Here is a 25,158-nt window from a genome sequence, read left to right on the forward strand (position 1 = left end):
CAATGAACGTAACAGATATTATAGCACAATTACCCTATAGTAAACCATTTTTATTTGTAGACGAGTTGCTTCACGTTGATGAAAATGGAAGTATTGGTACGTATACTTTCGATGAAAATCTGGATTTCTATAAAGGGCACTTTAAAGAAAAACCTGTTACTCCTGGAGTAATTCTAACAGAAACGATGGCGCAGATCGGTCTGGTATGTCTCGGCATTTATCTTCTTAACAATGAACTTAAAAACACTCAAATCGCATTTACTTCTGCCGATATGCAGTTTCTAAAACCTGTATATCCTAGGGAAAAAGTTACTGTAATTTCTCAAAAAGTATATTTTAGATTCGGTAAACTGAAATGTAACATTATGATGAAAAATGAAGCTGAACAAGAAGTTTGCAGAGGTACACTTGCAGGAATATTAATCCCTGAACTATGAATAGAGTTGTCATAACAGGATTAGGGATCGTTGCTCCAAATGGAGTTGGCATACCGGCCTTTACCCATGCTATTAAAAATGGTCTTTCTGGAATACGTCACGATGATGAATTACGACAACTGCAGTTTTCTTGTCAGATAGTGGGAAAACCCCAGATTACAGATGAAATAAAGTCAGAATATTTTACCGATCTTGAACTTCGCGGCTTTAACAGTAGTGGCATACTATATGGTGTCATTGCAGGTTTAGAAGCATGGAAAGATGCAGGACTTCCAGTAGAAAATAATCATGACCCTGATTGGGACAGTGGAACTATATTTGGATCAGGAACATCAGGTATTGATAAGTTCCGCGAAAGTATCTATAAAATAGATGATTTACAGATTCGTAAGCTCGGCAGCAGTGTTGTTGCTCAAACCATGAATAGTGGTATTAGTGCCTATCTAGGAGGAAAATTAGGACTTGGAAATCAAGTAACCACCAATTCTTCAGCATGTGCGACTGGAACTGAAGCGATCATAATGGCTTACGACCGTATCAGGTCAGGAAAAGCAAAACGCATACTGGCGGGTAGCACTTCAGATAGTGGCCCTTACATCTGGGCAGGGTTTGATGCATTAAGAGTATGCAGTTCTAAATATAATGAACGTCCTGAAGAAGGCTCGCGTCCTATGAGTGCAACAGCATCAGGATTTGTACCTGCATCCGGTGCAGGTGCATTAATTGTTGAGGACTTGGAAAGTGCACTAAAACGGGGCGCAAATATCTATGCAGAAATTATAGGCGGAAATGTAAACTCTGGCGGACAGCGTGGCAATGGCAGTATGACTGCCCCCAACAGTACTGCGGTTCAACGATGCATTATCGATGCTCTCAAGAACGCCGATATCTCGGCAAGTGATATTGATGCTATAAATGGTCATCTCACAGCAACAGCTAAAGATAGCCTTGAAATAGAAAACTGGACAAAAGCATTGGAACGCGACCAAGATAATTTTCCCTATATTAATTCGCTAAAAAGTTTGACAGGTCACTGTCTTAGTGCCGCAGGAAGCATTGAAAGTGTGGCAACAGTACTGCAACTTCATCATGGGTTTTTATTTGGAAATGCGAATTGCGATGACTTACATCCCGAAATAGCTACACGGATTGATAAATCAAAAATACCATCAAAAACCCTCAACATCAATTTAAATATAATTGCTAAGGCTAGCTTTGGCTTTGGTGATGTAAACGCCTGTATAATATTTAAAAAATTTGAAATTTAATCTTATGAATTATGAATAAAGAACAACTAATAGAAAAGGTAAAGGAAATTATAAAACCTTATACCACCAATAAGGAAGCATATGAAAATCTTACAGAGGACACCGATTTCATCAATGATCTTAACATCAACTCTGCAAATCTGGTAGATATTGTACTTGATATTGAACAAATTTTTGACGTGGTCATCGATAATACCGATATGGAACGTATGTTAGATGTTAGGACAGCAGTTGAAATTATAGAAACTAAACTGGCTAAAAAATGATTGGTAATGATGTAATAGATTTGCAGCAAGCCCGTCAAGAAAGTAACTGGCAAAGAAAAGGGTTTCTGGAAAAATTATTTACACAAGAAGAACAGTGCTTAATAGCCAATAGTTCCGATCCAGAAATTATAGTATGGTTAATGTGGAGCATGAAAGAAGCAGCTTACAAAATCCTAAATAGACAGACAAAAAAAAGAGAAATCATCCCTCAAAAACTATTGTGTAAAATGCTGACACGGAGCGATAAAGGCGCAGCTGGTCAAGTGTTTTATATGGGGAATATCTACCATACAAGAACTATATTAGCTGATGATTTTATACATACCATTGCTGTTAATTTCTTAGAAGACCTTGATCTAGTAGTTGAAATAGACAAAAAAGACATTCTAAAAGATATATACGGAATACCTTGGGTAGGTATTTCAAGTTTAAATCAATGTAAAGAGGCATCAGTTAGCAACCATGGTCGTTTTGAAAAAACAGTGACAATTGAAACAAAATAATTTGAGTATCCTTTTAAATGTCCCGGTAGGTGAAATATTTTCTTAATGTAAGGTCTGTCTGCCAAAAATAGCCATTCCTATTGCTCCAAAAATGGTAAGGAAAATTTAAAAGTCTTCTGAGTTATAGACGGATATGGATATATGGCTATATCTAATGAAAAACATGAAAAATACCAGATTTTTTATAGGCCAAATCAACTAGTGTTTAAGTAGGTTTTTCTTTAGAATTGTGCATACCTTCATGATAGTTTTAGATTTTTAGCAGATATCGTTAACATTTTTTTAAATTCTTTGACAGATTCCGTTTCATAAGTACCTTTTAATGAAATGATCTTTGCATATCTCATCAAACCATCATCCCGAATAGCAACAGAAGCCAAAGTAGTCCCCAAAACACTTGTTTTGATGAAGATACTGTACCAATTTCCTGAGTTGACGAGTCTAATGGCTGTGGGTATATCATTGACTTCAATCGTAAATTTTGGACTTAAACCTTTTGCTGAAAAAGCCCTGTGAACGGTATGAGTCATATCATACCCCATTGTTGCAATAACTAAAGGAAGTTTACAAATCTCTTCCAGGGAAATACTCGTTTTACAGGATACTTCTGTACCTGCTAAAGCTGCCAGTACCATTGGACTGCTGAATAAATTTTTATAAATAAAATAGGGCACTATTTCGGTTTCATGAAGAGCCAAGACAAAATCTACCTGAGCTTGTTGAAGCTTCTCATACAGACTGTGGGAGGGCTCATAGATCACTTTAATTTTTATTTGAGGAAATTGCTCTGCAAACTTTATTAAAGTTTCTACAAAGAAATCCTTAAGACCATAAGCAACGCCTATGGTTACAGTACCAACTCTTATCTTTTTCAAATCCTGGAGCATTAACTTTCCATCTTCGGCTTTTCTGACACTCTGTTCGGCATATTCAGTAAATAATCTACCAGGTTCTGTTAGCTTTATCTGCTTACCAATACGGTTAAAAAGAGAAACATCCAGTTCCATCTCCAGTTGTTTGATTTGCTGTGATAATGTACTCTGGCTTATATTTAAGTACTTTGCTGCTTCAGTAAAACTCAGTAATTCTTGTGCTTTGAGAAAATATTTAAGTTGTCTAAGTTCCATTTTACTTTTATGATTTGCTCGTCCAAAGGTATAAAAAGTATCATTAATCCATCGAAAAAATCGATCGATGCTATCGAATAAAAACGTTTTGCCGATTTGAAAAAAGAGCGGAGATTTGTCATATGAAATCAGCATCTCAGTCTATCGAAAGTGGAAAGTTGAACTTTTTTAAAGTTATGAATTTGGGCATAGCGCAAATCGTACTTTGGGGTGGTTCATATTTTTTACTGTCTGTCTTAGCAAAGGACATTATAGCCGAAATGAGCTGGTCTTATCAGCAAGTTTATGGTTGCCTCTCACTTGCCCTTTTGGTTTCAGGTTTGCTATTACCTTCAGTGGGTAGGACTATACAGCATACTGATCGTCATGCTGTATTACTTTTTTCGGGGTTAGTGATGGCGATAGGTTTGATCATCATCGGCAGTTCAAGTAATTTTCTGATGTTTGCATCAGGTTGGGTGATTATTGGTATAGCAATGGCAATGGGGCTATATGATGCATTGTTTGCTGCAATTGGTAAAAGATACAGCCTTAACGCAGCAAAGTCAATCGTTTGGATCACTCTGATATCCAGTTTAGCACCTTCCGTTTCTTGGTTATTTACCAGCTATATTTTGGATGTTTTTGGATGGAGATATACCTGCTATACATACGCCATATTGCTGATTATTACTATATTACCGATTCATATGCATGTTTTCAAAAATAAAGAAGGAAACAAAAGCACATCAAAAGATGGAACCTTGCAATCCGCAGTCGAGCCCTTCCGTTCAAAATTGTATTATTTATTATCAGCAAATTTTACTCTTGGCTCGGTCATAACCACCAGCGTTATCATACACTTAATCCAAATATTACTACATGGCAAGACCGAGATGTCAATGGTATTCGTAGTAATATCTTTTTTAGGACCAAGCCAAGCCATTGCACGAGTTATTGAGTTGATCATTGGAAAAAGGAGCGCTATTGAAATGTCCTTTATTTCTACCATAATCATTTTTTTTGGTATGATATTGATTTTTGTGTCCCCCATATTTGCAATACCTGGAGTAGTTGTTTTTGGAATAGGAAATGGGATGCGTTCAGTTTTGAGAGGAACGTTGCCATTGTCTGTTTATGGTAAGGACAATTATGCCTTGATTCTTGGAAGACTTGCAAGGTTGCCGTTACTAGCACAAGCAACAGCTCCTTTTCTTGGAGGATATCTTATTCAGCAATTTGGTATGGTAATTTTCTTATGTGTAATCAGTTTTATGGCAATCGTCAATATTTTTTTAATTGCATTAATCAAACAAGCAGTAGAACAGTACAAATTAATTTCTATCCATGAATAATATGAAATATATTTTTAGACAAGCTAAAGAAGAAGATGCTTTCAAATTTGGAAAATTTTAGAAAAAGCGATCAAGAGACGAAAAGACGATGGGAGTACACAATGGCAAGATGGCTATCCTAATCTATCCATTGTTGAAAATGATATTAAGAACAGTTTTGGTTACGTGCTGGTTGATGAAGATATCATCATTGGTTATTGTGCTATTTTGATAAATGATGAACCAGAGTATTCGAACATACAGGGATCTTGGTTGACTAATGGTGATTTTGTGGTTTACCATAGAGTTGCAATATCTGAAAAGTATCTTGGTCAAGGATTGGCTCAGAGCATTTTACAGCATATCGAAGATTTTGCACTTAAACACAATATTTATAGTGTAAAGGTTGATACTAATTTTGATAATAGGGGTATGCTTTGGATATTGCAAAAAATGTCCTATCACTATTGTGGTGAAGTAACATTCAGAGGAAGTCCAAGAAAAGCCTTTGAGAAAATCTTAAGATAAGGTAGGCGTAATAGATCAAGCATAGCTTGTAGATCAACTGTCCATTATAGTAAAGTGTAATACTTTTAATATTTAGTTGGTTTTCACGTTAGAACCAACAATAATTTTAAGTGGGTTTTCCTTGATTGCCAAAACCTGTATTTCCTCATCATAGATGTAGTCAGACAACTATTTGTCAAGGTCGTTGTATGTATCGTAATTAAATATTTAGCTTTATTTTCGCACTGGTATTCAAATTTAACAATATATAATATTGAACATGATCGGGGTTTAAAAAAGCCATTGAGACAGCTTTGAAATTTAAAAATATGGGTTTACCACTAGAACAAATTGCTGAGTGTACCGGGCTTATCATTGATGAGATTAAAAAGCTGAAATAAATCAAATAGATTCTACCATAAACATATAAAGCCATTCTGCATAGAATGGTATACCAGCGCAACCTGGGATTTTGAAGTTTCTGATTTTTATGGCTACTCATATTCCACCATTGTTATTCTCTTATTCGTTTTTGCAGCTTCATTTCCCCACTCAGCAATAGAATGGAGTAAGGGAATAAGAGTTTTGCCAAAATCAGTCAGTTCGTATTCCACTTTTAAAGGTGGCTTGCTGGTATAAACAGTTCGAGTAATCAATCCGTCTGCTTCCATTTCTTTTAGTTGCAGACTCAAAGTTCTTTCAGTTATAACGTAACATGCTTTTCTCAATTCGCTGTATCGTTTTTTTTCGATTAAATGAATGAGTATTGTCGCTTTCCATTTTCCACCTATATACTTCATTGTGAGGCTGGTGTTGCAAGGATATTGTTTGTCGTCTATATTATACATCTGTTACTATCAATTTTGACCGTTATTGCAAAGCTAAAACACTATACTTAGTTTTGCAACATTAAAAAGTATAGTTTAATCTAATTTGAAAATCATGAGTTTTTTAGATCTTGCGAAACGTAGATACGCAACCAAAAAGTATGATCCGGCGAAAAAAGTTTCGGCAGAACAAATTGAGGAACTGAAAGAGATAATACGGTTAAGTCCGTCTTCAATTAACAGCCAACCTTGGAAATTTACATTTGTTACGAATGAAGTTGTAAAAAGAGAGCTGGCTTCCAAATCCTATATGAACGAAAATTCTATTAAAGATGTTGGTCTTCTAGTTGTGTTCAGTGTAATGGACGATATTGAACATTTTGAGCAACGCAATATTTCCATTTTGCCCGAACTGTGGCGGACCGCTTTTTACGAACCAATTGTCAAGTCGAATGGTGATGTAGCCACAAAATCATGGATGGAAAATCAGGTTTATCTTTCCTTAGGATACTTTTTGAGTGCGTGTATAAGTATGGGATTGGATGCTACCCCGATGGAGGGTATTGATCGTAGTGCCTATAAAGGTATTTTAGCACATGACGGGTTTTCTCCGTTGTTCGCTGTTACGGTAGGTTATGCCGATAAAACTGATTGGGCACACCCGACTGTTTTACCAAAATCACGTTTTGAATTGAACGAAGTGGTGCAATCCATCTAAAAAAATAAACAAATACCCTTGAGTTTGGTTCTCACAATGCTATTAGCACCTTTTGCATCTGTTCACTTTTAGGTTGATCATAGTAAAAGGTGCTTCTATAAAACCTTTTTGGTTTGAATTGCTCATCTCATGTAAGGCAATGTCTTGCAGGAATTTGAATGTCTCTCACTGAGCAAAGTAACCATGCAGTTTGACGGATTTACCAAAATTGATCTGGTGACACTGGTCAATGACGGCGGTAACTGGAAAGTATCTCAATCGATCAACTCGTATAAGTAATTTACCATTTAATCATATGTTTAGTTAAGGCCATGTCGTGAGATGTGGCTTTATTTATGATAAATTGATTAACTTTTTTAAAAGTGAAGCTGAAGGCAAATTGGACAAAGTATTGTATATGCTCAAGGATATGTCTACGTTAAAGACCTTTCCAAGGATTTTCAGTTCGGCAGTATTTCAACGGTTCTTTCAGTTGGCCCGCTAAGCAAAAGTGACAAAGGAGGAACGAACTATTCATGCTATTCGTTCTAAAATGTAAATGTCATGCCGAAGCAGTGCAGAGGTATTAAGAAGGATTAGAAGACAATTGGAAGAGGCCAAGCAAGCAGCAATAGAGTAGAGGCTAAAGCCAAAGTCCAGCGCCAAAAAGCCATTGAGGCAGCTTTGAAGCTGAAAGAGATGTATTTTTCTATTGCTCAGATTGTCAAAGCCACAAGCCTGACCATCGACGAGATCGAAAAGCTGAAATAAGTGATCGTAGATCATATACAACAAAGTTTATATATTTAAATCACTCAATTTCATTACATCGGCATGGTAAATTTAAACGTTTTTTAATCAGATTTAATCCCTTACCGGCCGCGAATAATCAAAGATTTGGTTGCTAAACATAAGTGTGACAAACATTAAGAGAAGCTTAAGATTTCTGGTCGGGTAGCAAGTGTTTCGCTCATTTCCAATAAGTATCTTTTTTTACCTGATACCTTGAAGTTTACTATTAAATGATCGTTTTCTTTTACAATTTCCATCCGTTCTAAAGTAAGTCCTTTTGTATTTAATATATTTTCCAATTGCGGGACCTGATCAAAGTCAGGATCACGAAAGGTTACACTCAGGAGCTGTTCTTTTTGCAGTTGTGCAATCATTCGCTCCACCCGGGTAACCATTAATAATACCCCAAGAGTAATTAAAGTTAGGCATAGTGCAAGCGCGTGATAACCTATTCCTGCTGTCATTCCGATTGCTGCAGAAGTCCAGATTACAGCAGCAGTCGTCAAGCCACGAATAGAAATTTTGTCTTTAAAAATTACACCTGCTCCAATAAATCCAATACCTGTAATAATATTTGCCGAAATTCGGTCATCAGTACCTGTACCATGCTGGGAAACTATGGTAAAAATAGTCGAGCCCAGTGAAATTAAAATTATTGTTCGAAAGCCGGCAGACTTATTTTTATACTCTCGTTCAAAGCCAATGGCTCCTCCACATATGATAGAAATAACCATTGCTACCATGTCATTAATTTCTACTGTAAAATCCATTAGTATATCCTCTTATATTTATTGCTTCTTTTAAGTGTTTGTTGATTTTGTTACGGTTGGAAAAGGAATTAGCTATTTTTCCAAACCCGTTGACAGAGGTGTTTAGCAATCAAGCCCGTATTTGTTCAAAGACCCTTTGGTCAATATGAGTACAAGTACTAAAACTGCGAGCCATTTCATTTTTGCATAATGCTGAAATTATTTGAAATATATAGTTCACGAATATAGCTAAATCAGTTGAAAATTATATAGTAAGATAGGTTTTTAAAAGGCAGCTGATGATGTTTTTTAATGGACTTTTGTTTCAGAATCACCGTATAAACTGTCTTTCGGTATAATTTCGTTTTGCAAATATTTTACATCAGACTCTGCACAAAATTTGATATTCTTCAGTGCCATTGTTTCGTAGTTAACCCAATTACAATCTTGATCCTGTATCCTATGGGGGTTTATGAGTGAATTTAAAGAAGAGTCGGCTACAATCGTGATCGAGCAGATTCTTGATGCACGAGAGGGAGTGTTACAAGGAAAATTCTAAGGTTTTCTGATTGATCTATTATTTTAAACGATTAAAGATAAATTTAAAGCAAATACAGAACGAGTATATACTCAATCATCCTGAAGCGGTAAAAACTGTTAAGAGCAAAGCACAGCTCACTTTTAGACAGATTGCCGGTATACGAGAGTCTGCATTTAGTATTTCCAATTTATTTAGTATTAGCGAAGGGGAGCAGATCGTTAGAGCAGGTTTTGCTCGTTGGCCAGATGTTATAACAGGAGAGTTGGAGCTATTGAAGAGGAGTTTGGTGATATTTTTATCAGAATAATAGGGTACCAGCATAGTTAGATAAAAAAATAGAAATCCCTTCGGACGGCGATCACTTATAAATCTAGCACGGGAAAATAATTGTTGGATTTACGAGCAGAAAACAAGAATATTTTATACTCCCGATCAATTTTTAGAGAAATGGCCAATCTTGTATCATGAGGGGCGAAGAGGAATTAATTTATTTGAAAGCTCTCCACCTTGTATATAAAATTACAATTGCATATGCAGTATGGGATATTCTTTACCACTTCCGTCCAGTTCGGATTTATTTATTGTTTTAAAACCAATATACTTGTAAAAACCAACCGCTTGAATATTTTGTTCATTTACATCCACTTTAGTTACTTGTAGATTTGCTATGGCATATTCAACTAATTTTTTACCTATTCCAGTACCCCGACAATCATTGTCAACAAATAACATTTCAAGATTTCCTTCAGAAACTCCCATGAATCCGACCAAAACTTTCTTCTGCTCAAATCCAATCAGCTTAACATGCTGAAAATATGTAGGAATTTGTTCTTTGTAATATAGTAAATCTTCTTCTTTAAGAAAATCATGAGTATTTATTACGGCACTTTCCCAAATTTCCATCAAACGTGGATAATCAGCGGCTTTAATTTTTATAAACATATATCATAAATTTGTTGTTCCAAAGGTCCGAACTTATTTTCCAATACACTGAATCCAAGTTAAAAAATAGGCTTGCGTATTCTGCTCAATGCCTTTATATAGGAATCATTTATTAAATTGTATAGATGTAGCAGAAGCTGCCTGATCTTTTCTTCATTTAAACCATCGTTATACTTTAAAACTATATTCGCTCTGTAAAGAGTTCTAATTTAGCTTGTATAAACTGTTTGAAGCGATATTTCATACCCAAGAAGCTATATTGTTAATAGTATCTGTTGATGAGCCTATATTTACCTCAGAGCTTAAGTTAACCACTATTCATACCATCGAGGGGAGAGAAGTCCAGCGTTATTTTGATCCTATATCGGCAACAGCCGAATTTATAGCCACATCCTGATTGACCGAATTTGTACCCCTGCTATTCAAAGCGATGAATGAAATAGGAGAGGATCAAGAATTCAAAGATCGTCAAGCCACGCTCTTCCGTTATTTTGATTTCCTGGACAGGCATCAAGCTACAGCCATACGCTATGGACAATTGCTGACGGATGATTTAACCGGTGCGCAGTTTAAGATCATTAGCAAAGCTATGAGCAGTTCAGACGGCGTTATAGGTTGAATGGTAAGGTAAAGGAAAATATACTTCCTTCATCTTTTACACTCTGAACCTGAATGGTTCCATCATGCAGTTCGATGATTTCTCTACAAAGGTAAAGCCCAATTCCGAAGCCCGATATCAAGCCGCCAGTATTTTCTTTCACCCGATAATAGCGCTCGAATATCCGTTGCTGATCTACCTCATCAATCCCTTTTCCAAGATCTTGAACATTTACATTTAAACTATTATCGTTGGCAGAATAATCTACTCTGATCGTCGATCTGATCGTCGAATATTTGACCGCATTTCCAACAAGGTTATGGAGTACCTGCGCTATTTTTTCTCGATCTGCATGTATCATTATTTTTCCAGATGCTTTAAAGAGAAAATGATGAGTTTTGATCGTCGACAGCACTTCATCTTCAATTTCGGCAAACAGTGATTGAAAATCAAAAACAGTTTTCACCAGATGCAGCTGCCCCGAATCAAGTCTGGATACGTTAAGAAACCCATTAATCATGGTGTTCATATATTGTACCTGCTTGACAGATTTCCCCAGCATATTTTGCGACATAGGATCTTTTGTAAGTAAGTCCATCCGTTGCAATATCTGCAGATAAGCCTTAAGAGAGGTAAGCGGTGTTTTAAGTTCATGGCTCACCATTCCAATGAAATCATCTTTTCGCTGTTCCTCTTTTTTTTGTTCGGTAATATCCCTCAAGGTACCATTTAAGCTGAGTGGATTACCTTTCCTATCATAGAACACTCTTCCGTTTGCCTGCAGCAGTCTAATTTTTTTATCAATATTATTTTGAATCCGATATTCTATGAAATAATGACCATCAGAATCTTTACTTAACACGTGCTCGATGGCGAGCGACACCCGATCCCGATCTTCCGGCAAAATAACTGCGATGGCCAGAGAAAGATCCATGTGTTCGTCCGATGAAAGTCCGAACCACCTCTTAAGAAGAGTATTTCCGGAAAAGAGATTTGTTTCAGTTTGGTAGTAGAAGGTCGCGAGCTCGCCAGCATCTACTGCTAGGTTCAGCATCTGTTGATCATTTTCATTCTTCTTACGCAGCATTATCTGTTGGGTAATTTCTTCAAGAATGACCAAAACACCTGAAATACTGCCGTCATTAGAAAATATGGGCTGATAGATGGAATTGACGATTGCCTCTCTCAATCCAGCTTTATCAAGCAGTTTTACTGTTAATTCTGTGTTTATCTTAGGCTCACCACTTTGGTATACGTGTTTAAGCCAATTGTTAACAGGCTGTTCACGCATTTCCGGACGAGCACTTTCGTGCGGATATCCAATGACTTCCCACTCCTCTCGTCCCCATATCTTAAGAATCGCAGGATTGGCGATTTCAATATGATGTTCAGGCCCTTTTAACATGGCGATTCCAACAGGCGCCTGTTCTATAATTGTACGAATGTATTCCCTGCTGTCAGCCAGTTGCTTTATATATCTATTGAGCTCTTCGTTGGTAGATGTCAATTCTTCGAGAGTCGCAGCCATTTCCTCGTTGAGCGCCTGCTCTCTTTCCTCTTTATGTTTGATCTGCTCTAAAAACTCACGGCGAGAGGTCACCTCCAGTGCCGTATTCAGTATACACCAAGTTCTATTGTTTTCATCAACAAGAGCTCTATATTCGTAATCAAAATAATCAAGCGTCTCCTTTCCGTTCTTTATTAACTTTGCAGGAGCCTCAGCAACGGAGTACGTTATCCCTGTCCGCCAAACCTCTTGCAACAACTCTAAAAAAGGCTGTCCTTCCAATTCAGGAATTGCCTCTATCAAAGGTTTACCTATCACAGAAGCATCTTTGCCCCAAACAGCCAACATTCCTTCATTCGCAAAACGGATGATCATATTCTCACCGCTATAAATGGCTGTAGGTGAGGGCGAGGAAGCTAGTGCCTGAATAATTAAATCAGCACTAAACGGAATAATATTTGGACTTTCTTGGGAATTCATTATAAACAAAAATATGAAAGATAATTTATTTATGTATAATGGTTTTAAAATATTACTTTAGTGTAACGACCTATGCCTTATCATTAAATCGCATGAGGACTTATGCGTCGTAGCCTTTTTCTTGCAGCTTGTATTTTGTTACTTCCTCACGAAATAAAAATCGTTGACATTGAGGATAGAATAATACAAGAATACGTGAGCATGAACGTATAGAAGAGGTACATAGACAACACTTGCTTGAAAAGACTTCTCTCAAAAACACAGCCTCTCTGATTAAATACGCAGTGAAATATGTGATTAAGAACAAAGTCAAAGCATGTTTGATTATAGAACGCTATACCGGTATCTATGCGATGACTAATGCTACAGCCGAGTTTATAGCCACATCCCGATTGACCGAATTTGTACCCCTGCTATTCAAAGCGATGAATGAAATGGGAGAGGATCCAGAATTCAAAGATCGTCAAGCCACGATCTTTCGTTATTTTGATTGATTAGTTTGTGAAATTCTTCCATCGGTCTTGAGGATATCTATAAAGTAATTTTTTTAATTTTCATTTTTTTTATTGAAGAATTTTATGCACGTTTATGAGTGAATTTAATGAAGAGCATGTTACAGTACATCGAGCAGATCTTGGATGTGCCAGAGAAAGTGTTAGAATGGAAATTCCCACTAGTTTTCTAAAATTAGTAAATGAAATCCTATGATGTATTTTAATTCAAAAACACCGCAATCTAATCATAAAAGTAATTAAGTAATGTTTGATTTTTGGAAATTTTATAAAGGACTGTTTAGTAGGGATGATTATTTCGACAATTATTGGGATAAGTTCCCTGAGGGGCAACATTTACAGTTTAAAAAAGAAACACTTTCTTTACTGAAAAACAATGTTACAAATAAAGATGAAAAGGGATTAGCTAATACCTTAGCTGTTCTTTGTAATGATGGAGCAGACAGCGATTATACAGATATTTTACTACAACTTTTAGATGAGAAATGGCACATTTCTGAAGAGGACATTATAAGTGTTCTTGAATTAATTAAGGACCCTAAAAGTGTAAACAAATTATATGAAGTTGCTCTTGACGTTCCTGATTACGATGAAATGAGAGCTATAGCAAAAAAATGTATATGGTCTTTAAGTGCAGTTAATACACCTGAAGCAGTTCAAAAGTTAAAGTTGTTAACAAAAGTTGATGACCCAATTATAAAGGAAAATGCAATATTTGAACTTGAGCACGTTCTCAAAAAGAAATAACTAGTAAGGTAATTATGATTTGGAGGAAATAATAAAAAAGTTTTGACAATCTGCTTGATTGCATGTATTACATTACAAAAAATTGAATGACGACAAAAAAGGCATACGAAATATTGACATCTTTGCCAGTTTATGGACCAATGTATGTGTCAGTAACAGAAAGTGGAGAACCATTTTATTCCGAAGGTTTTCCTGTTCGTTTCTATAAAAATGACGGCACAGAATGGGTAGCGAACTTTCAACCAGGTTGGACAGACTTTGCAGAAATTATAGAACTTGAAAAAACTCAAAACTTGTTAGTAATTGCTTGTGGCACTTGTTACATAATGAATCCAAACGACACAAAACCTATCGACGTTTTCGGAGTTGGCTATTGCGATATTTTTAAAGCAAGTAAAAATAGATATGTATTTCAAGACCAGATCGATCTGACAATTTTTGAGCAAGATGGTACACATTGGAATACAGAACGAATTTCGTGGGATGGATTAGCAGAAATTAAAGTTGAAAATAATTTAGTGTCGGGATTAGCGTTTTATCCTATGAATGATGCTAACGAATGGATTGAGTTTCAGTATGACCTTGACACAAAAACTTTGACGGGTGGAAGTTTCTATTTATTTTGAGAACAAAAAACCTTAAGAAAATATGTTAACAGAAAAGTTTGCTTGCCCCTGTTGTGGCTACAAGACATTTATAGAAAGACCCAATGGTTTATATGATATCTGTGAAGTTTGCTTTTGGGAAGACGATCCAATTCAACTTGAAGACCCGAACTATGAAGGTGGTGCAAACCCAATTTCACTAATACAAGCACAAAGGAATTTTATTGAATTTGGGGCTTGTGAAAGAGAGATGATAAAAAATGTAAGACAGCCAGTAAAGGGAGAAGAACGAGACGAAAATTGGAAACCATCACATTCGGAATGAATCCGAAGCCAGCTTTGTAGCGTTTGCTTCTCAGATCCCTTCGGGATTTTTCGGTGGACGCTTCTGCCAATTATGAAAACAAAAGCAGGAGCTCTATAAGAGCGTAATCGAGTTCTTAAAGTAAAATCCCAGTAGCTATCGGGTAGATGCAGTTATAGGCTTCAGCGTCAATATTGATGAGCTCTCGGGCAAAGGAACACCGATCGTTTGTACTCATCGCTATCGGTACACCTGTATTGCTCAATCAGATTAAACCTATATAAGCAGAAGTGGTAGGTGGAGATATCGATGGATATTAAGAACGAAGTCAAAGCAAGCTTGATTATAGAACGCTATACTGGTATTTATGCGATGACCAATGCTACAGCCGAATTTATAGCCACATCCTGATTGACCGAATTTGTACCTCTGCTATTCAAAGGGATGAATGAAATAGGAGAGGAAAGGGGGGCAACTTAACCGAGAAAGAGAAAGTTACGTTGGTAGAAACGATCATTACTGTATACGACAAGTTCTTCGAACTGAGACTAGCCTGTGCGATCAGCTCCAATTTTACACGAATTATACGGGGCACGCCTATGTCGGCGATATAGGCATGCTGGAGTTTGGAAAAATATTAAATATGTTTATCACTACTATGGATCTGCCTTAGGATAAATTGGAAGGAAGTAGGGAATCCAGAGCTAACCATTATTACTTTTCATAGCTATAATATTTATTAGCTGATTTCCTTTTCAATTGAAAGATAATATAGCCAATGAACGGAAATGTGGACGAAAGAATAATGTAAATGCATTGCGCTAGAAAACTCGAGCTAATATGAGTTACATTTAGAACTTTATCCAAAATTTTAAATATTAGTACATCATATAATATATAATAAGCCTCAAGTATAACCCACAAGATCGAGATATCTACGTTGTTATTAAACTGATAACTTCCAGTTATGAGTATACACAATACAAGTATTACCAGCCCAATCATTCCGGGCAAGAATACGGACAGTATCCTTTTATTATTTTGCCCCTGTATATATCCAGCATAAATAAGCCCTGCCGCTTGTATCCCAAAAATAACTAGATTAAAATTTAAATTCTCAGTAAAGTATAGTAGCCAATCCCGATCTTTGAATAACGCATAAAAGGTCATGATCATAAAACAGAGATGAACAAATAGGGGAACGTTCATTTTTTTCATTTTACCAATGTTACTTCTTATAAAATCGCAATGTCTTTGCCGCATTTATAAGATCCTTTTCGTTTTGTAGATTTAAATCTTTCTCCATTTATTTAATCGGGGTTGCGTTGCAAATGATTGGTGTGCTGAGTGTCAATACACTAACGCAGTCATTTATGCCAAGAATAAGATACTCTTTTGGTTTATCCTCGAAATAGCCTGTTACAAATCCTTCTCGTTTTTTTTCAAGATCAAACCATCCATTTTCTACCACCTCCAATAACCACCCTTTAGGTCTTTTATTATTCCAAAATTCTAAGAGATTACCTTCGTCAAGTACTCTAAATCCAATGATGCCATTGAATTTGATAGTGGCTTTGTCTTCATCCATGTCAAATGATTTCACATCAATCGATAGTGATGGAACATCATAACTTACCCTTACAACTTCTGGTAATTTGTATTCAAATGGTAATCCATCAACTTTAATAGAAACAGCATCTTTCATAATTCAATTTTTTGCTACTTTTAGACTAATTGATACCGACTTTAAATAGTTCTTTTCATATCAACTACATATTTTCTTTAATAAATTTTTTAAGAGATACTGTCGTAGACTATAATATGGTAGGCACAAGATAGCTATTTATCAAAGTAATTTAAACTTTTAACACCAAGCTTTTTTAGCAACATCAGTAATTATTCTGTTCCAAATAGTTCTCCATTAAAAGTATGTGTACAGCAAGGGCAAAATGGTTTCATATCTTTTGCTTTTAGATTAGGATTAGATAATTGTAAAATATTGTTATGATCAACATATAGGCCAGAAAAATAAGATGACTCTCCAATTCTTACAAAGTCTTGCTTTTCGTCTTCTTTTAAAGCTACTACTGCAAATATTGGCTCAGCTTTATCTAACCTAGATTTTGCTTCACTAAAAACTTCGTTCCAATCAGAACCAACTTTCGATATTAAAAATCTGTAAAGTGGCGTGTAATCTAAACCTCGCTCTTTTTTAGCAGACATCTTTCCTTTAGCTTGCTCTAATGTTTCCTTATTGCTATGACGTGTATCTCTATAATCTCCACCAAAATTATGATGCACATTAAATGTCCTCGTATTTACTTTTTTATATAATTTGGATTTATCTTTGTTCATTTTCAGGATTTAGGTATATCTTGTTCACTTCAAGCGGTTGTTTCGCAAATTTATTTTTACTTTCGGCTCCTTACACTCATAAATAAACCGAATTTTTTTACATCTTAGATAAAGATTGGGGTAGTTGTCATCATTTTTAAACCGAAGCTTTTCACTACTCCTAATCTGTCAAATGCCACGTTGCCAATTCCCAGTTGTTGTCTGGATCGATTCGACAGTCAAACTGTCTTGAGGAGGATTTCGCCGTAATAATTTCTCGCAAAAAGTTATTTGAAATTTCAGGATCGTAGACTCTCCAAATTAATTCTCGAGTTTTATTCCAGGTTATTCTTGCAAGAAATAAGGTAATCATCTTCTTTAAAGAATAAAGTTAAATGGTCTGCCCAATAATAATTATTTCCGTCTTCATCAATTTCAAAAGCTGATATAAATACATATTCATTTAGAAAATTCAATTTCCAAGATAATGGAAGTTTAAATTGTTGTTTCTTACCTTTTGGCAACATTATGCCAAGTTTAGTTTGATATTCTTGGTTTTCGCTTTCATCCCAATAGATATCAATTGAAGTTATAGTTTTTCCAATTAAAGATTTCCAATTAGAATTTTCAGATACATTTATTGTATTAATTCCATCTCTTATTTTGATTTCCGAAATTTCCGCAAAACCAATTCCGTAGCAATAAAACTCATCATCCCATTTTATTTGTAATAGTTTTCCGTTTTCAATTTGTAGTAGAACATTCATATCAACAGAATGAATGTTGTTTGAATAATTCCAACATTCAGGCTCAGATTCATAGTTTAATTCTTCGTAAAAGACTTCTTTAATTTTCTGTCCTATAAAGCTCGAGTTTGTTCTATTGATATAGTCAATTTCTTTTTGCAGAATTTCGGTCATATGCTTGCAATTAACTTTTCCGAGGTTGGTGACAGTGGAGTAAAAGAAAGCACAGACTTTCAATTTTGAACCACCGTAAACATAAGCTATTTACTATTTACTAAATTTATGAAAAAAAGGAAATATAAATGGCTGTTGCGACAAAAAAAGGAGAAACTTTCAACTTCTCCCTTATACCTCCATTTCTCCAATACGATCCACCAGGCTTGCTATTTTGGAAGCTTCATCTCACAGGCTACCGTTACAGGGCAAGTCTTTAAGAAAGAAAAAAAGACTAAGTTTGAAAAAGTTAATATAAATCCAGTGGCATAAGGCTCGAATTATTTGTCTTTAAAACTGGTGACTTTCGGTCGGAATGAGTGGTATACTTTTTCCGGAATATTCAAATGTAAATGGATAAATTAGTATTCACAGAAAAAAAGCAAAATTTGATAGATGTAATAAACTGTACTTTAAGTAATACCGATAGAAGGCAAGGGAATCACTTAGCTTAGTTCTGGATATAGGTTATTATCTTGCTATAATGTCTAAAAATCGAAATTTTATAAAAAGTAAAAATAAAGAGCAAAAAGATAAAGGTTCTGGGAGGCTCCACATTTTATGGCGGATAACAATAATTTTGTACATTGTTGTCATGCTGTCCCTTCTATTTAAATGTGGCGGCAACGGAGCTGATTGGTTTCCAGGAAAACGTATATATTTGAGATAACTAAGGTAGAACTTATCCATCTCGAGCGCTTCAAAACCAAGTTATGCAGGGCCTTTATGAATCAAAATTTTATCTCCAAACAATGGTATTTCTTATCCCTAGATAAAGCATTTGCTTGAATATATGATGCAAAATGAACTTGAAATAACCTTACTCAAAATCGGAATTCAGGAACCTTTGAATTACTTTTGACTTCCCAGTCATGTATGCGAAATATATTGGTTGAAAGTGAATAAACTCAGAAAATGATATCCCCATTTAAAGAATTATTTTTCTTGTTTAATACTAGTGTCTTAAATGGGAACTTGTGAATATTGATTAAAATACCTGTTTTAATTAATTCTTCAAATAATTCGTTGTAATAATTTTCAGAGTTAATAACTGCATAAATAGATTTTAAAGATTCGCTAGTTTGTAAAAATTTATATAAATAGAAATGATCAATTGCACCAAAATTTCCTTTTCTATTAATCTTCACATGCAAGTATTGCTTTGTTTTTATATTTTCAAAATCACAGGCATCCCCATGGAAACAATACGTCCAGTTGTTTTTTAGATTACCCTTCCACAGATTATTTTGTCTACTTGTTAGCTTTTGAAATGATTGATCTGACTTTAAATCAAGATTAAATTCATGAGCTAAAACTTTTATCATCTCGTTTGCTTTTTTTTCAAAAGCTTGAATTACTTCAATAAGCATATCTAATTCTTTCATATAAGTATGTAACGAATTTAGATTTCATCTATCATCATTAGATGTCTTTGAATTGGTCATTATATATTTTACTTGATGTGGAAACTCTTCTTCAAAAAATGGATATGATATACCACAAATTATAATCTCAAAAACGTCACTGTCCATCCCTTCAATATTTGTCACTTGCCCTCTAATTTCAATTCCATTTGGATTAACCACTATCAAATTAGGAATGTCAGCTGTTCCAATCAATTTGTCATCTGGATAGTCAGTAATGATTACAATATTGTTTTTCACGCAATAAGTTTTGAAAAAGTCAAAGCCTGAATCAATATGTTCCAACGTTACGCGTCCAAAAACAACACCCATTGGTGTATCTGCTTTTTCAAGTTCAGTCGCACCTTTTTTTTTGTTGTCAAGAAATATGTCGTACTGTTGGATAGTCATTGGTAACGTGTTTACTTAAATCTAATTTAGCCAAACTAATATATAAAAACTATCGCTAATTCATCTCTATAGGCAAATTTTGTAGGGCATACATTATCATGTTTTAGAGTATAATTGCCAGAATTATTTTTGTTTTGCCCACTTATCCTTTAGGTGTTATTATCAAGTATATTTTGAATAAATGCATCCGCAGCCAGAGATTTTACAGTATTCTTGTTTAGAATTCCTTTATGGATTTTTAAAGTGTATTCTGCCGCTTTAAACCATTCCATCGGAATTCGATCTATTTCTTTGTCGGGGATGAATGAATAAGAAGAATTTAGTGAATTAATTTTTACTACTGTTTTTTTTACTTCACTGGAGTAATGACTGAGTTTCGTGACATCAATACTATCCTCAATTCTGTTTTTCAGATAATTATCGTTTAGCAATCTTACTTCTGTCAGTTTAATTATTTCAACAAAATGGGCTATAGATAGATTGTCAAAGCCACTCCAACGATAATCGTAAAGATTCCGATTTTCTGTGCTAAAATAATGCTTTCGCTCAATCTCTGATAATAAATGTCCAGGTCTTATATAGCTTTCATCAGGAATATCACCCCACACTGCAGACCACCTCACCGTCTTGGAATAATAAAAAGTTCCGCAAAAAGCATCGTCACTGTATCGATCGATCGTTAGGCCTAAGGATAAATAAAACCTATTTTCCAATTTCTTTGAAAAGAAACCTTGCGCACCAGTTATTGACTCTTTAAAAAAACTATATCCTAATTTTTCTATAGAAATTTTAATTCTGGAAATTAATTTATCTTTTGTCAATTTCATATTTTTATTTAACAGTGAATTCGTTGTCTCTATAAAACTAGTTATTATTTGATTTCATAATGACCTCTACTTAGATATCGAAAATACCTTAAAGAATCAAAATCGGCTAGAATCTATAACTAGAGAAGTTTAATTAAATTGACGTCTGGGGCTTGGATTTAATTTAGTTATTATGCCAATCATGACCGCAACCATTTTTACATTCCGTATTCCGTCGTTGTATATCGGTTTGTTTGAATATCCACAAAAGTGCAATAATGGTCTTTTGTTGTTCATCTTTACGAAGTGTCTCCAGTTTGTTAAATGCAATTTTACTACGGAACGATTTTAAAATTACAACTGGAGTAAAAGTAGGTTTAAGTGGTATACTGGCAATTGCTTGGATGTATGTGTCGGTAGTATAATTTACTTTTTCGGGAATCGAATTGAAAATATAATTTCTCAGCAATATGAAAACAAATTCAAATTCAAAATTGGAGTGATTTAATATTAATGAACTGCCTTGATTAAATTCAATTTTATCCTGAGCTATTTGATTTACTAGTTTATAAAATTCTTCCATTAGTATTCCAAATATTGATAATTAATTTTTAATACTTTCAATTAGTAAATAGCTGATTTTATGATAGACTCCTAAATTTAGACTATTTTTTTTTCCATAATAGCATCTTCCATTATAAAACCATCTCCAATATCAATATTTTCTTCCCCGACTTTCTCAAAACCTATACCCTTATAAAAATCGATAGCAGAATTATCTCTATTAACATTTAAAGAAAGACTATGATTTTTGTTCTTCATTGCAATATCTGTAATTGTTTTCATGAGTAATTTTCCGACACCTTTTCCCTGTGATTCAGGAAGAATGTATATTTTATGAATTTTTGTTTTCGATAAACCTTTATAATTTAACTCGTAAGAAGCATATCCCAAGTGCTTTATTTCATCTTTTACAATCAGGAACTGATGTCCCTTATTTGTGGTCTGTTCAGATAATGCATGTATGCTATACATCATATTAAGCATATAGCTAATCTGTTCTCCTGATAAAATAAGGCCGAAAGTATCTGGCCAAGTTTCATGAGCGATCTTTTGGATAATAGGATAATCACTTGATGTTGCAGTATAAATAGTAAGCATAATTATTTGGAATTTTTAAAATCTTTATTATCATCTAATAATTGTCTAAATATAACAAATCATTAGTATCCACGGCACCAGGCTATATAAAAATAAAAACTAAAAATTATAGCAAATAAAAGCTAACATAATTAGTTTTATTATTTACCTTTGGATATTGAATCAGGATGGACACGCTACAAGATAACTGGTTGCTCAACATTCTTGCGTGTTCATTCTGTTCAATATTGAATTAAAAAAGGGGAGGTCTGATAGTTCACTTTATAGTAAAGAGACTTAAGGGAGAAATGTAACCCTGTTAGGAAAAAGGCGAAAATAATAAATACTAATTGCGATGAATGTACCAGTGACAATCGAGATCTTGAAAGACTTAAAGCATAAAGGGTACAATATCCTGAAGTCCGACAATAGTGTGGATGATATTATACAGCATTTTGTCCCGACAAAAGTAAAGGACCTATGGGCGTTTATGAGCGAATTTAAGGAAGAGTCTGCTACAGTCGTCATCGAGCAGATTCTTGATGCGCCAGAGGAAGTGTTAGAAGGAAAATTTTTAAAGGTTTTCTGATTGATCTATTAATTTTTAAAAACCAAAGAGATGAATTTAAAGCAAATACAGCAAGAGTATATACTCAATCATCCTGAAGCGGTAAAAACTGTTAAGAGCAAAGCACAGCTCACTTTTAGACAGATTGCCGGTATACGAGAGTCAGCATTTAGTATTTCCAATTTATTTAGTATTAACGAAGGGGAGCAGATTATTAGAGATGGTTTTGCTCGATGGCCAGATGTTATAGCTGGAGAGTTGGAGCTATTGAAGAGCAGATTGGTTGATTAATGAGTCGTTAGGTGATATTTTTATCAGAAATAATATGGTACCAGCATGGTTAGATAAAAAAAGAGAAATCCCTACGGACGTGCGATCACTTATAAATCTAGCACGTGAAAACAATTGTTGGATTTACGAGCAAAAAACAAGAATATTTTATACTCCTGATGAATTTTTAGAGAAATGGCCACTCTTATATCATGAGGGGCGAAGAGGAATTAATAACAATAAGGAGTTTGCTATTAAGAGTCCTTATGTGGCGATCAAACAGCGTGCAGAATGGGTGAAAAGAGCAAATGAAGAACTGCAGGCAATTTTAAAAAAGCTCGAGAGCTATGAGGCACAATTTAAACCTCAGAAATAGCTTCAAGAGCTAGGGCTTCCTAAAGAGATTTCCACGTCATATTTATCTTGTAATAAGATTATTATCTTGATTTTTACCTCCAACAGTTTCATGATACAGATTTTCTCCGCTCAAGCACCATTTTCTAATTTATTGATTGCAAATTTGAGCTTCGTAAAACCAGCCGAAGGTAGCTTATTCTAAGTATCTATCGTCTTTCTTCTATTTAAAATTAGTAATTCATTCCCGAATTATCTAGTTTTGAACAAAGCTATTTAATGTGATCGTACAAAAGTATTTACATTAAAAAAAATTGTATAATGAAGTATATCGTAGTTTTTTTATTCATCATATTTGTATCATGTTCTCATAGAAAAGATAAAAATATGGAAATATACTTTAACACAGCGTCGTTGGTAACTGAAGTCTTTAATATAAGTATTGAATCGAAAACTGATGTGCTACTGGATACAACATTAAATCAGACGACAGTTGTCACGTATAGGAAAATAGCTGATAGTGAAATGAAAAACAATGAAAACTACAATATTGTGGTAAATGGTATTGATAGTTTAATTAATATTAATAAGAAATATACGAAGCTGTTTATAGGTTATCAGGAAGAGTGTCTATTTCCTGAAAGGACCGATAGAGCACGTCATCCAGATGAATTTTTTCTTACGTTTGACAAAAAATATCATAAGCTTACATTGGAATTAAAGGAATAGGTGGAAAGTTTAATGATTCTTCTACTTTCGATTAGTGTCGATAGACCATTTTTTTGTTTAATAAACCTCATTCGGCTTTAACAAAGAATACATGGTAAACTTATTTTTTAAATCTTTCTGCTAAGCTTTTGATCCAATCTATAGCAAATTGAGTGGGCTCCCTACTGGCAGATAGGGAGAGGTTATGTCCAAAGTTAGGGAATATTTTGTAGTCGAAATCTTTTCCCTGAGATTGAAGACTTTCTAATTTTTCAATAGATAATCTTATCGGTACTTGGATATCTTTGTCTCCAAAAAGCCACAGTCCACGAATTTTTAATCTCTTAAGCGATTTGACGGGGTCAGTATTTACAAAATGAAATTTGTCCGGTGCATTGCTGATATGTTGGCGTACCTCGGACTCCGAATGCGTATCCCAAAAGTTGCGGTTACCGTTGGTGAAAAATTGGAAACGAAGCTGTTCTAGAGTAGGTATTACAGGGCCACTTAACAATACTATAAAATCAGTTTTTTTATATTTATCTGCGGCTATGGGTATTACCCAGCCAGCTTGACTTCCTCCCATAAGACCCATTGGGATATTGTCGTCATGGATTATTGCTTTGAACGTTTTTAATGCTTCCTGTACATCTGTCGCCAGTACGTCGAGATTATTGGGATCAATGTTGTTGGTGCCTACTTCAGGTCCAGCATATTCACCATCAGACTCACCAACCCCTCGTTTGTCATAAGTAAGGACAGAAATACCACTATCAGCTAAGAATGAAGCTAATTCATTAGATCTCAATTCTTTTCCAGATCCATGAACGATAACCACAGCTGCTTTCGGATTTTTAGCGGCATAAATTGTCCCCGATAATTTTATTTTTTTACTAGTAAAACTGATCGGATTTATAGTTGTGGATTGAGCATATAGTGTCAGTGATGCTAGTAGAAATGAAAAGAACAGCCATGCTTTGCAAAGAACGACGAAATTACGCGTGTGGATGATTGTCATATTTGGATTTTAAAATTTATACAATGATCACTTAACATTAGGTATCTAGCAATGTGTTTTCGGCAAGTGCATTGAAATTATTCGGTGAAGGAATGTATTTCTTAGGTTAACGACAAGTTTTGAAATTGACTAGACGCTTTAAAGTTTATAGTATAAGCCTATTTAATCAATTTTCCGTCTTTATAAGTTTGAATGGCATTCTGTTTACCATTTTCACTCGTCATTTCCCAAACACCGTCATATATACCATTCTTCCAGTTTCCTGTAGCCCTTTTGTTCCCATTGGGAAACCAGTAATGGTGCGTGCCGTTAGGTTTTCCATCAACAAATTGACCTTCCCGTGCTTTTTTTCCATTTGGATGCCAAAACTCCATAATCCATTCTGTTTCAGATTCTCTATTTTACCGCGAGAATATAGGATTCCATTCAGATAATAGGTGTCTTTCATTCCATCACTGATAGGTT

The 25,158-nt window shown here is 34.8% G+C and carries 34 protein-coding genes; 19 read left to right on the forward strand and 15 right to left on the reverse strand.

All coding sequences use genetic code 11. The features are described from left to right. Positions 1–2 precede the first annotated feature (2 nt). The 4 genes from C8N37_RS18675 to C8N37_RS18690 are packed head-to-tail and all read left to right on the forward strand — an operon-like array spanning position 3 to position 2,474. On the forward strand, positions 3–437 hold the full coding sequence (locus C8N37_RS18675; RefSeq protein ID WP_045756417.1) for a 3-hydroxyacyl-ACP dehydratase FabZ family protein: 435 nt from the start codon (positions 3–5) through the stop codon (positions 435–437). Then, the gene (locus C8N37_RS18680) at positions 434–1,705 is read left to right on the forward strand and encodes a beta-ketoacyl-[acyl-carrier-protein] synthase family protein (RefSeq protein WP_108160319.1); all 1,272 of its coding nucleotides are present in this window, start codon (positions 434–436) and stop codon (positions 1,703–1,705) included. Before C8N37_RS18675 ends, C8N37_RS18680 begins: the two co-directional genes overlap by 4 nt. Positions 1,706–1,716: 11 nt before the next feature. Continuing rightward, on the forward strand, positions 1,717–1,971 hold the full coding sequence (locus C8N37_RS18685; protein WP_108160320.1) for an acyl carrier protein: 255 nt from the start codon (positions 1,717–1,719) through the stop codon (positions 1,969–1,971). Beyond that, positions 1,968–2,474, forward strand: coding sequence for a 4'-phosphopantetheinyl transferase family protein (locus C8N37_RS18690; protein ID WP_108160321.1), 507 nt, complete (start codon positions 1,968–1,970; stop codon positions 2,472–2,474). Before C8N37_RS18685 ends, C8N37_RS18690 begins: the two co-directional genes overlap by 4 nt. Positions 2,475–2,713: 239 nt before the next feature. Here C8N37_RS18690 and C8N37_RS18695 read toward each other — a convergent pair whose 3' ends face one another. Next, positions 2,714–3,601, reverse strand: coding sequence for a LysR family transcriptional regulator (locus C8N37_RS18695; RefSeq protein ID WP_170114566.1), 888 nt, complete (start codon positions 3,599–3,601; stop codon positions 2,714–2,716). Between the two features lie 122 nt (positions 3,602–3,723). Here C8N37_RS18695 and C8N37_RS18700 point away from each other — a divergent pair, with 122 nt between their 5' ends. Both C8N37_RS18700 and C8N37_RS18705 read left to right on the forward strand, forming a co-directional pair. After that, positions 3,724–4,935 (forward strand): MFS transporter, encoded by a 1,212-nt coding sequence (locus C8N37_RS18700; RefSeq protein WP_108160323.1) that lies wholly within the window; start codon positions 3,724–3,726, stop codon positions 4,933–4,935. A gap of 144 nt (positions 4,936–5,079) precedes the next feature. After that, entirely contained in the window at positions 5,080–5,442 is a 363-nt protein-coding gene (locus tag C8N37_RS18705; protein ID WP_394342495.1) for a GNAT family N-acetyltransferase, read from the forward strand. 473 nt (positions 5,443–5,915) lie between these two features. Here the strand turns inward: C8N37_RS18705 and C8N37_RS18710 are convergent, their stop codons facing one another. Then, positions 5,916–6,221, reverse strand: coding sequence for a winged helix-turn-helix transcriptional regulator (locus tag C8N37_RS18710; protein WP_211322304.1), 306 nt, complete (start codon positions 6,219–6,221; stop codon positions 5,916–5,918). Between the two features lie 142 nt (positions 6,222–6,363). Here C8N37_RS18710 and C8N37_RS18715 point away from each other — a divergent pair, with 142 nt between their 5' ends. Beyond that, positions 6,364–6,966, forward strand: coding sequence for a nitroreductase family protein (locus C8N37_RS18715; RefSeq protein ID WP_108160326.1), 603 nt, complete (start codon positions 6,364–6,366; stop codon positions 6,964–6,966). 144 nt (positions 6,967–7,110) lie between these two features. Then, positions 7,111–7,245: a hypothetical protein gene (locus tag C8N37_RS23200; RefSeq protein WP_261775300.1), complete on the forward strand. Its 135-nt coding sequence runs from the start codon at positions 7,111–7,113 to the stop codon at positions 7,243–7,245. A 626-nt stretch (positions 7,246–7,871) separates the two neighbouring features. On the opposite strand, the gene C8N37_RS18720 is transcribed toward C8N37_RS23200, so the two are convergent. After that, positions 7,872–8,480, reverse strand: coding sequence for an MgtC/SapB family protein (locus tag C8N37_RS18720; protein WP_170114567.1), 609 nt, complete (start codon positions 8,478–8,480; stop codon positions 7,872–7,874). Positions 8,481–9,055: 575 nt separating this feature from the next. On the opposite strand from C8N37_RS18720, the gene C8N37_RS18725 reads away from it, so the two are divergent. Continuing rightward, positions 9,056–9,334: a hypothetical protein gene (locus tag C8N37_RS18725; protein ID WP_108160328.1), complete on the forward strand. Its 279-nt coding sequence runs from the start codon at positions 9,056–9,058 to the stop codon at positions 9,332–9,334. A 212-nt stretch (positions 9,335–9,546) separates the two neighbouring features. On the opposite strand, the gene C8N37_RS18730 is transcribed toward C8N37_RS18725, so the two are convergent. Continuing rightward, a complete protein-coding gene (locus C8N37_RS18730; RefSeq protein ID WP_108160329.1) occupies positions 9,547–9,969 on the reverse strand; it encodes a GNAT family N-acetyltransferase in 423 nt (140 codons plus the stop codon). Positions 9,970–10,366: 397 nt separating this feature from the next. On the opposite strand from C8N37_RS18730, the gene C8N37_RS18735 reads away from it, so the two are divergent. Further along, positions 10,367–10,588 carry a hypothetical protein gene (locus tag C8N37_RS18735; RefSeq protein WP_146171109.1) on the forward strand — a complete coding sequence of 74 codons (222 nt, stop codon included), beginning with the start codon at positions 10,367–10,369 and terminating at the stop codon, positions 10,586–10,588. On the opposite strand, the gene C8N37_RS18740 is transcribed toward C8N37_RS18735, so the two are convergent. Beyond that, entirely contained in the window at positions 10,578–12,554 is a 1,977-nt protein-coding gene (locus C8N37_RS18740) for a PAS domain-containing sensor histidine kinase (RefSeq protein WP_108160331.1), read from the reverse strand. The two genes, C8N37_RS18735 and C8N37_RS18740, sit on opposite strands and share 11 nt — an antisense overlap. A gap of 293 nt (positions 12,555–12,847) precedes the next feature. Here C8N37_RS18740 and C8N37_RS22680 point away from each other — a divergent pair, with 293 nt between their 5' ends. The 4 genes from C8N37_RS22680 (at position 12,848) to C8N37_RS18755 (ending at position 14,743) form a co-directional block, all read left to right on the forward strand. Further along, the gene (locus C8N37_RS22680) at positions 12,848–13,048 is read left to right on the forward strand and encodes a hypothetical protein (protein ID WP_146171110.1); all 201 of its coding nucleotides are present in this window, start codon (positions 12,848–12,850) and stop codon (positions 13,046–13,048) included. A gap of 264 nt (positions 13,049–13,312) precedes the next feature. Then, on the forward strand, positions 13,313–13,813 hold the full coding sequence (locus C8N37_RS18745; protein ID WP_108160332.1) for a HEAT repeat domain-containing protein: 501 nt from the start codon (positions 13,313–13,315) through the stop codon (positions 13,811–13,813). An 86-nt stretch (positions 13,814–13,899) separates the two neighbouring features. Continuing rightward, positions 13,900–14,439 carry a hypothetical protein gene (locus C8N37_RS18750; RefSeq protein ID WP_108160333.1) on the forward strand — a complete coding sequence of 180 codons (540 nt, stop codon included), beginning with the start codon at positions 13,900–13,902 and terminating at the stop codon, positions 14,437–14,439. 22 nt (positions 14,440–14,461) lie between these two features. Beyond that, positions 14,462–14,743, forward strand: a complete 282-nt coding sequence (locus C8N37_RS18755) for a CPCC family cysteine-rich protein (RefSeq protein ID WP_108160334.1) — start codon at positions 14,462–14,464, stop codon at positions 14,741–14,743. Positions 14,744–16,028: 1,285 nt separating this feature from the next. Here the strand turns inward: C8N37_RS18755 and C8N37_RS18765 are convergent. The 3 genes from C8N37_RS18765 to C8N37_RS18780 all read right to left on the reverse strand — a co-directional run bounded on the left by C8N37_RS18765 (position 16,029) and on the right by C8N37_RS18780 (position 17,976). Then, positions 16,029–16,427 carry a hypothetical protein gene (locus C8N37_RS18765; RefSeq protein WP_108160336.1) on the reverse strand — a complete coding sequence of 133 codons (399 nt, stop codon included), beginning with the start codon at positions 16,425–16,427 and terminating at the stop codon, positions 16,029–16,031. A 191-nt stretch (positions 16,428–16,618) separates the two neighbouring features. Continuing rightward, on the reverse strand, positions 16,619–17,077 hold the full coding sequence (locus C8N37_RS18770; protein ID WP_108160337.1) for a hypothetical protein: 459 nt from the start codon (positions 17,075–17,077) through the stop codon (positions 16,619–16,621). Positions 17,078–17,391: 314 nt separating this feature from the next. Beyond that, positions 17,392–17,976 (reverse strand): hypothetical protein, encoded by a 585-nt coding sequence (locus C8N37_RS18780; RefSeq protein ID WP_108160339.1) that lies wholly within the window; start codon positions 17,974–17,976, stop codon positions 17,392–17,394. Between the two features lie 108 nt (positions 17,977–18,084). Between C8N37_RS18780 and C8N37_RS18785 the strand changes: the two genes are divergently transcribed. Continuing rightward, positions 18,085–18,288: a hypothetical protein gene (locus C8N37_RS18785; protein WP_108160340.1), complete on the forward strand. Its 204-nt coding sequence runs from the start codon at positions 18,085–18,087 to the stop codon at positions 18,286–18,288. Positions 18,289–18,923: 635 nt separating this feature from the next. Here C8N37_RS18785 and C8N37_RS18795 read toward each other — a convergent pair. The 5 genes from C8N37_RS18795 to C8N37_RS18815 form a co-directional block, all read right to left on the reverse strand. Further along, positions 18,924–19,400, reverse strand: a complete 477-nt coding sequence (locus C8N37_RS18795) for a DUF6896 domain-containing protein (RefSeq protein WP_108160342.1) — start codon at positions 19,398–19,400, stop codon at positions 18,924–18,926. 24 nt (positions 19,401–19,424) lie between these two features. Continuing rightward, positions 19,425–19,829 carry a hypothetical protein gene (locus tag C8N37_RS18800; protein WP_108160343.1) on the reverse strand — a complete coding sequence of 135 codons (405 nt, stop codon included), beginning with the start codon at positions 19,827–19,829 and terminating at the stop codon, positions 19,425–19,427. A 149-nt stretch (positions 19,830–19,978) separates the two neighbouring features. After that, positions 19,979–20,656, reverse strand: coding sequence for a hypothetical protein (locus tag C8N37_RS18805; protein WP_108160344.1), 678 nt, complete (start codon positions 20,654–20,656; stop codon positions 19,979–19,981). Between the two features lie 163 nt (positions 20,657–20,819). Further along, positions 20,820–21,218 carry a DUF5958 family protein gene (locus C8N37_RS18810; protein WP_108160345.1) on the reverse strand — a complete coding sequence of 133 codons (399 nt, stop codon included), beginning with the start codon at positions 21,216–21,218 and terminating at the stop codon, positions 20,820–20,822. Positions 21,219–21,295: 77 nt separating this feature from the next. Next, positions 21,296–21,796 (reverse strand): GNAT family N-acetyltransferase, encoded by a 501-nt coding sequence (locus C8N37_RS18815; protein ID WP_108160346.1) that lies wholly within the window; start codon positions 21,794–21,796, stop codon positions 21,296–21,298. A 334-nt stretch (positions 21,797–22,130) separates the two neighbouring features. Here C8N37_RS18815 and C8N37_RS18820 point away from each other — a divergent pair, with 334 nt between their 5' ends. The 4 genes from C8N37_RS18820 (at position 22,131) to C8N37_RS18835 (ending at position 23,696) form a co-directional block, all read left to right on the forward strand. Then, complete coding sequence (locus C8N37_RS18820) at positions 22,131–22,364, forward strand: hypothetical protein (RefSeq protein ID WP_108160347.1); 234 nt, start codon at positions 22,131–22,133, stop codon at positions 22,362–22,364. A 30-nt stretch (positions 22,365–22,394) separates the two neighbouring features. Further along, a complete protein-coding gene (locus C8N37_RS18825) occupies positions 22,395–22,634 on the forward strand; it encodes a hypothetical protein (protein WP_108160348.1) in 240 nt (79 codons plus the stop codon). A 34-nt stretch (positions 22,635–22,668) separates the two neighbouring features. Beyond that, positions 22,669–22,989 carry a hypothetical protein gene (locus C8N37_RS18830; protein WP_146171111.1) on the forward strand — a complete coding sequence of 107 codons (321 nt, stop codon included), beginning with the start codon at positions 22,669–22,671 and terminating at the stop codon, positions 22,987–22,989. Positions 22,990–23,354: 365 nt separating this feature from the next. Further along, positions 23,355–23,696 (forward strand): hypothetical protein, encoded by a 342-nt coding sequence (locus C8N37_RS18835; RefSeq protein ID WP_108160350.1) that lies wholly within the window; start codon positions 23,355–23,357, stop codon positions 23,694–23,696. Between the two features lie 100 nt (positions 23,697–23,796). On the opposite strand, the gene C8N37_RS18840 is transcribed toward C8N37_RS18835, so the two are convergent. Together C8N37_RS18840 and C8N37_RS22975 are read right to left on the reverse strand one after the other, a co-directional pair. Beyond that, on the reverse strand, positions 23,797–24,693 hold the full coding sequence (locus C8N37_RS18840) for an alpha/beta hydrolase family protein (RefSeq protein WP_108160351.1): 897 nt from the start codon (positions 24,691–24,693) through the stop codon (positions 23,797–23,799). 220 nt (positions 24,694–24,913) lie between these two features. Beyond that, a partial coding sequence (locus tag C8N37_RS22975) for a hypothetical protein (RefSeq protein ID WP_211322305.1) occupies positions 24,914–25,158 on the reverse strand: 245 nt, incomplete at its 5' end.

Origin of the sequence: Sphingobacterium faecium (assembly GCF_003054045.1) — a bacterium.
GTDB lineage: Bacteria > Bacteroidota > Bacteroidia > Sphingobacteriales > Sphingobacteriaceae > Sphingobacterium > Sphingobacterium faecium.

Coding starts and splice junctions, on each gene's coding strand:
- C8N37_RS18815 (WP_108160346.1), bottom strand. CDS start 21,796: ATGCTTACTATTTATACTGCAACATCAAGTGATTATCCTATTATCCAA.
- C8N37_RS18765 (WP_108160336.1), bottom strand. CDS start 16,427: ATGAAAGATGCTGTTTCTATTAAAGTTGATGGATTACCATTTGAATAC.
- C8N37_RS18800 (WP_108160343.1), bottom strand. CDS start 19,829: ATGACTATCCAACAGTACGACATATTTCTTGACAACAAAAAAAAAGGT.
- C8N37_RS18840 (WP_108160351.1), bottom strand. CDS start 24,693: ATGACAATCATCCACACGCGTAATTTCGTCGTTCTTTGCAAAGCATGG.
- C8N37_RS18810 (WP_108160345.1), bottom strand. CDS start 21,218: ATGGAAGAATTTTATAAACTAGTAAATCAAATAGCTCAGGATAAAATT.
- C8N37_RS18695 (WP_170114566.1), bottom strand. CDS start 3,601: ATGGAACTTAGACAACTTAAATATTTTCTCAAAGCACAAGAATTACTG.
- C8N37_RS18780 (WP_108160339.1), bottom strand. CDS start 17,976: ATGACCGAAATTCTGCAAAAAGAAATTGACTATATCAATAGAACAAAC.
- C8N37_RS18740 (WP_108160331.1), bottom strand. CDS start 12,554: ATGAATTCCCAAGAAAGTCCAAATATTATTCCGTTTAGTGCTGATTTA.
- C8N37_RS18755 (WP_108160334.1), top strand. CDS start 14,462: ATGTTAACAGAAAAGTTTGCTTGCCCCTGTTGTGGCTACAAGACATTT.
- C8N37_RS18750 (WP_108160333.1), top strand. CDS start 13,900: ATGACGACAAAAAAGGCATACGAAATATTGACATCTTTGCCAGTTTAT.
- C8N37_RS18680 (WP_108160319.1), top strand. CDS start 434: ATGAATAGAGTTGTCATAACAGGATTAGGGATCGTTGCTCCAAATGGA.
- C8N37_RS18730 (WP_108160329.1), bottom strand. CDS start 9,969: ATGTTTATAAAAATTAAAGCCGCTGATTATCCACGTTTGATGGAAATT.
- C8N37_RS18835 (WP_108160350.1), top strand. CDS start 23,355: ATGGAAATATACTTTAACACAGCGTCGTTGGTAACTGAAGTCTTTAAT.
- C8N37_RS18710 (WP_211322304.1), bottom strand. CDS start 6,221: ATGAAGTATATAGGTGGAAAATGGAAAGCGACAATACTCATTCATTTA.
- C8N37_RS18675 (WP_045756417.1), top strand. CDS start 3: ATGAACGTAACAGATATTATAGCACAATTACCCTATAGTAAACCATTT.
- C8N37_RS18830 (WP_146171111.1), top strand. CDS start 22,669: ATGGTACCAGCATGGTTAGATAAAAAAAGAGAAATCCCTACGGACGTG.
- C8N37_RS18685 (WP_108160320.1), top strand. CDS start 1,717: ATGAATAAAGAACAACTAATAGAAAAGGTAAAGGAAATTATAAAACCT.
- C8N37_RS18785 (WP_108160340.1), top strand. CDS start 18,085: ATGAAAAAAAGGAAATATAAATGGCTGTTGCGACAAAAAAAGGAGAAA.
- C8N37_RS18805 (WP_108160344.1), bottom strand. CDS start 20,656: ATGAAATTGACAAAAGATAAATTAATTTCCAGAATTAAAATTTCTATA.
- C8N37_RS18745 (WP_108160332.1), top strand. CDS start 13,313: ATGTTTGATTTTTGGAAATTTTATAAAGGACTGTTTAGTAGGGATGAT.
- C8N37_RS18720 (WP_170114567.1), bottom strand. CDS start 8,480: ATGGTAGCAATGGTTATTTCTATCATATGTGGAGGAGCCATTGGCTTT.
- C8N37_RS18700 (WP_108160323.1), top strand. CDS start 3,724: ATGAAATCAGCATCTCAGTCTATCGAAAGTGGAAAGTTGAACTTTTTT.
- C8N37_RS18690 (WP_108160321.1), top strand. CDS start 1,968: ATGATTGGTAATGATGTAATAGATTTGCAGCAAGCCCGTCAAGAAAGT.
- C8N37_RS18795 (WP_108160342.1), bottom strand. CDS start 19,400: ATGAAAGAATTAGATATGCTTATTGAAGTAATTCAAGCTTTTGAAAAA.
- C8N37_RS18715 (WP_108160326.1), top strand. CDS start 6,364: ATGAGTTTTTTAGATCTTGCGAAACGTAGATACGCAACCAAAAAGTAT.
- C8N37_RS18770 (WP_108160337.1), bottom strand. CDS start 17,077: ATGAACAAAGATAAATCCAAATTATATAAAAAAGTAAATACGAGGACA.
- C8N37_RS18820 (WP_108160347.1), top strand. CDS start 22,131: ATGAATGTACCAGTGACAATCGAGATCTTGAAAGACTTAAAGCATAAA.
- C8N37_RS18825 (WP_108160348.1), top strand. CDS start 22,395: ATGAATTTAAAGCAAATACAGCAAGAGTATATACTCAATCATCCTGAA.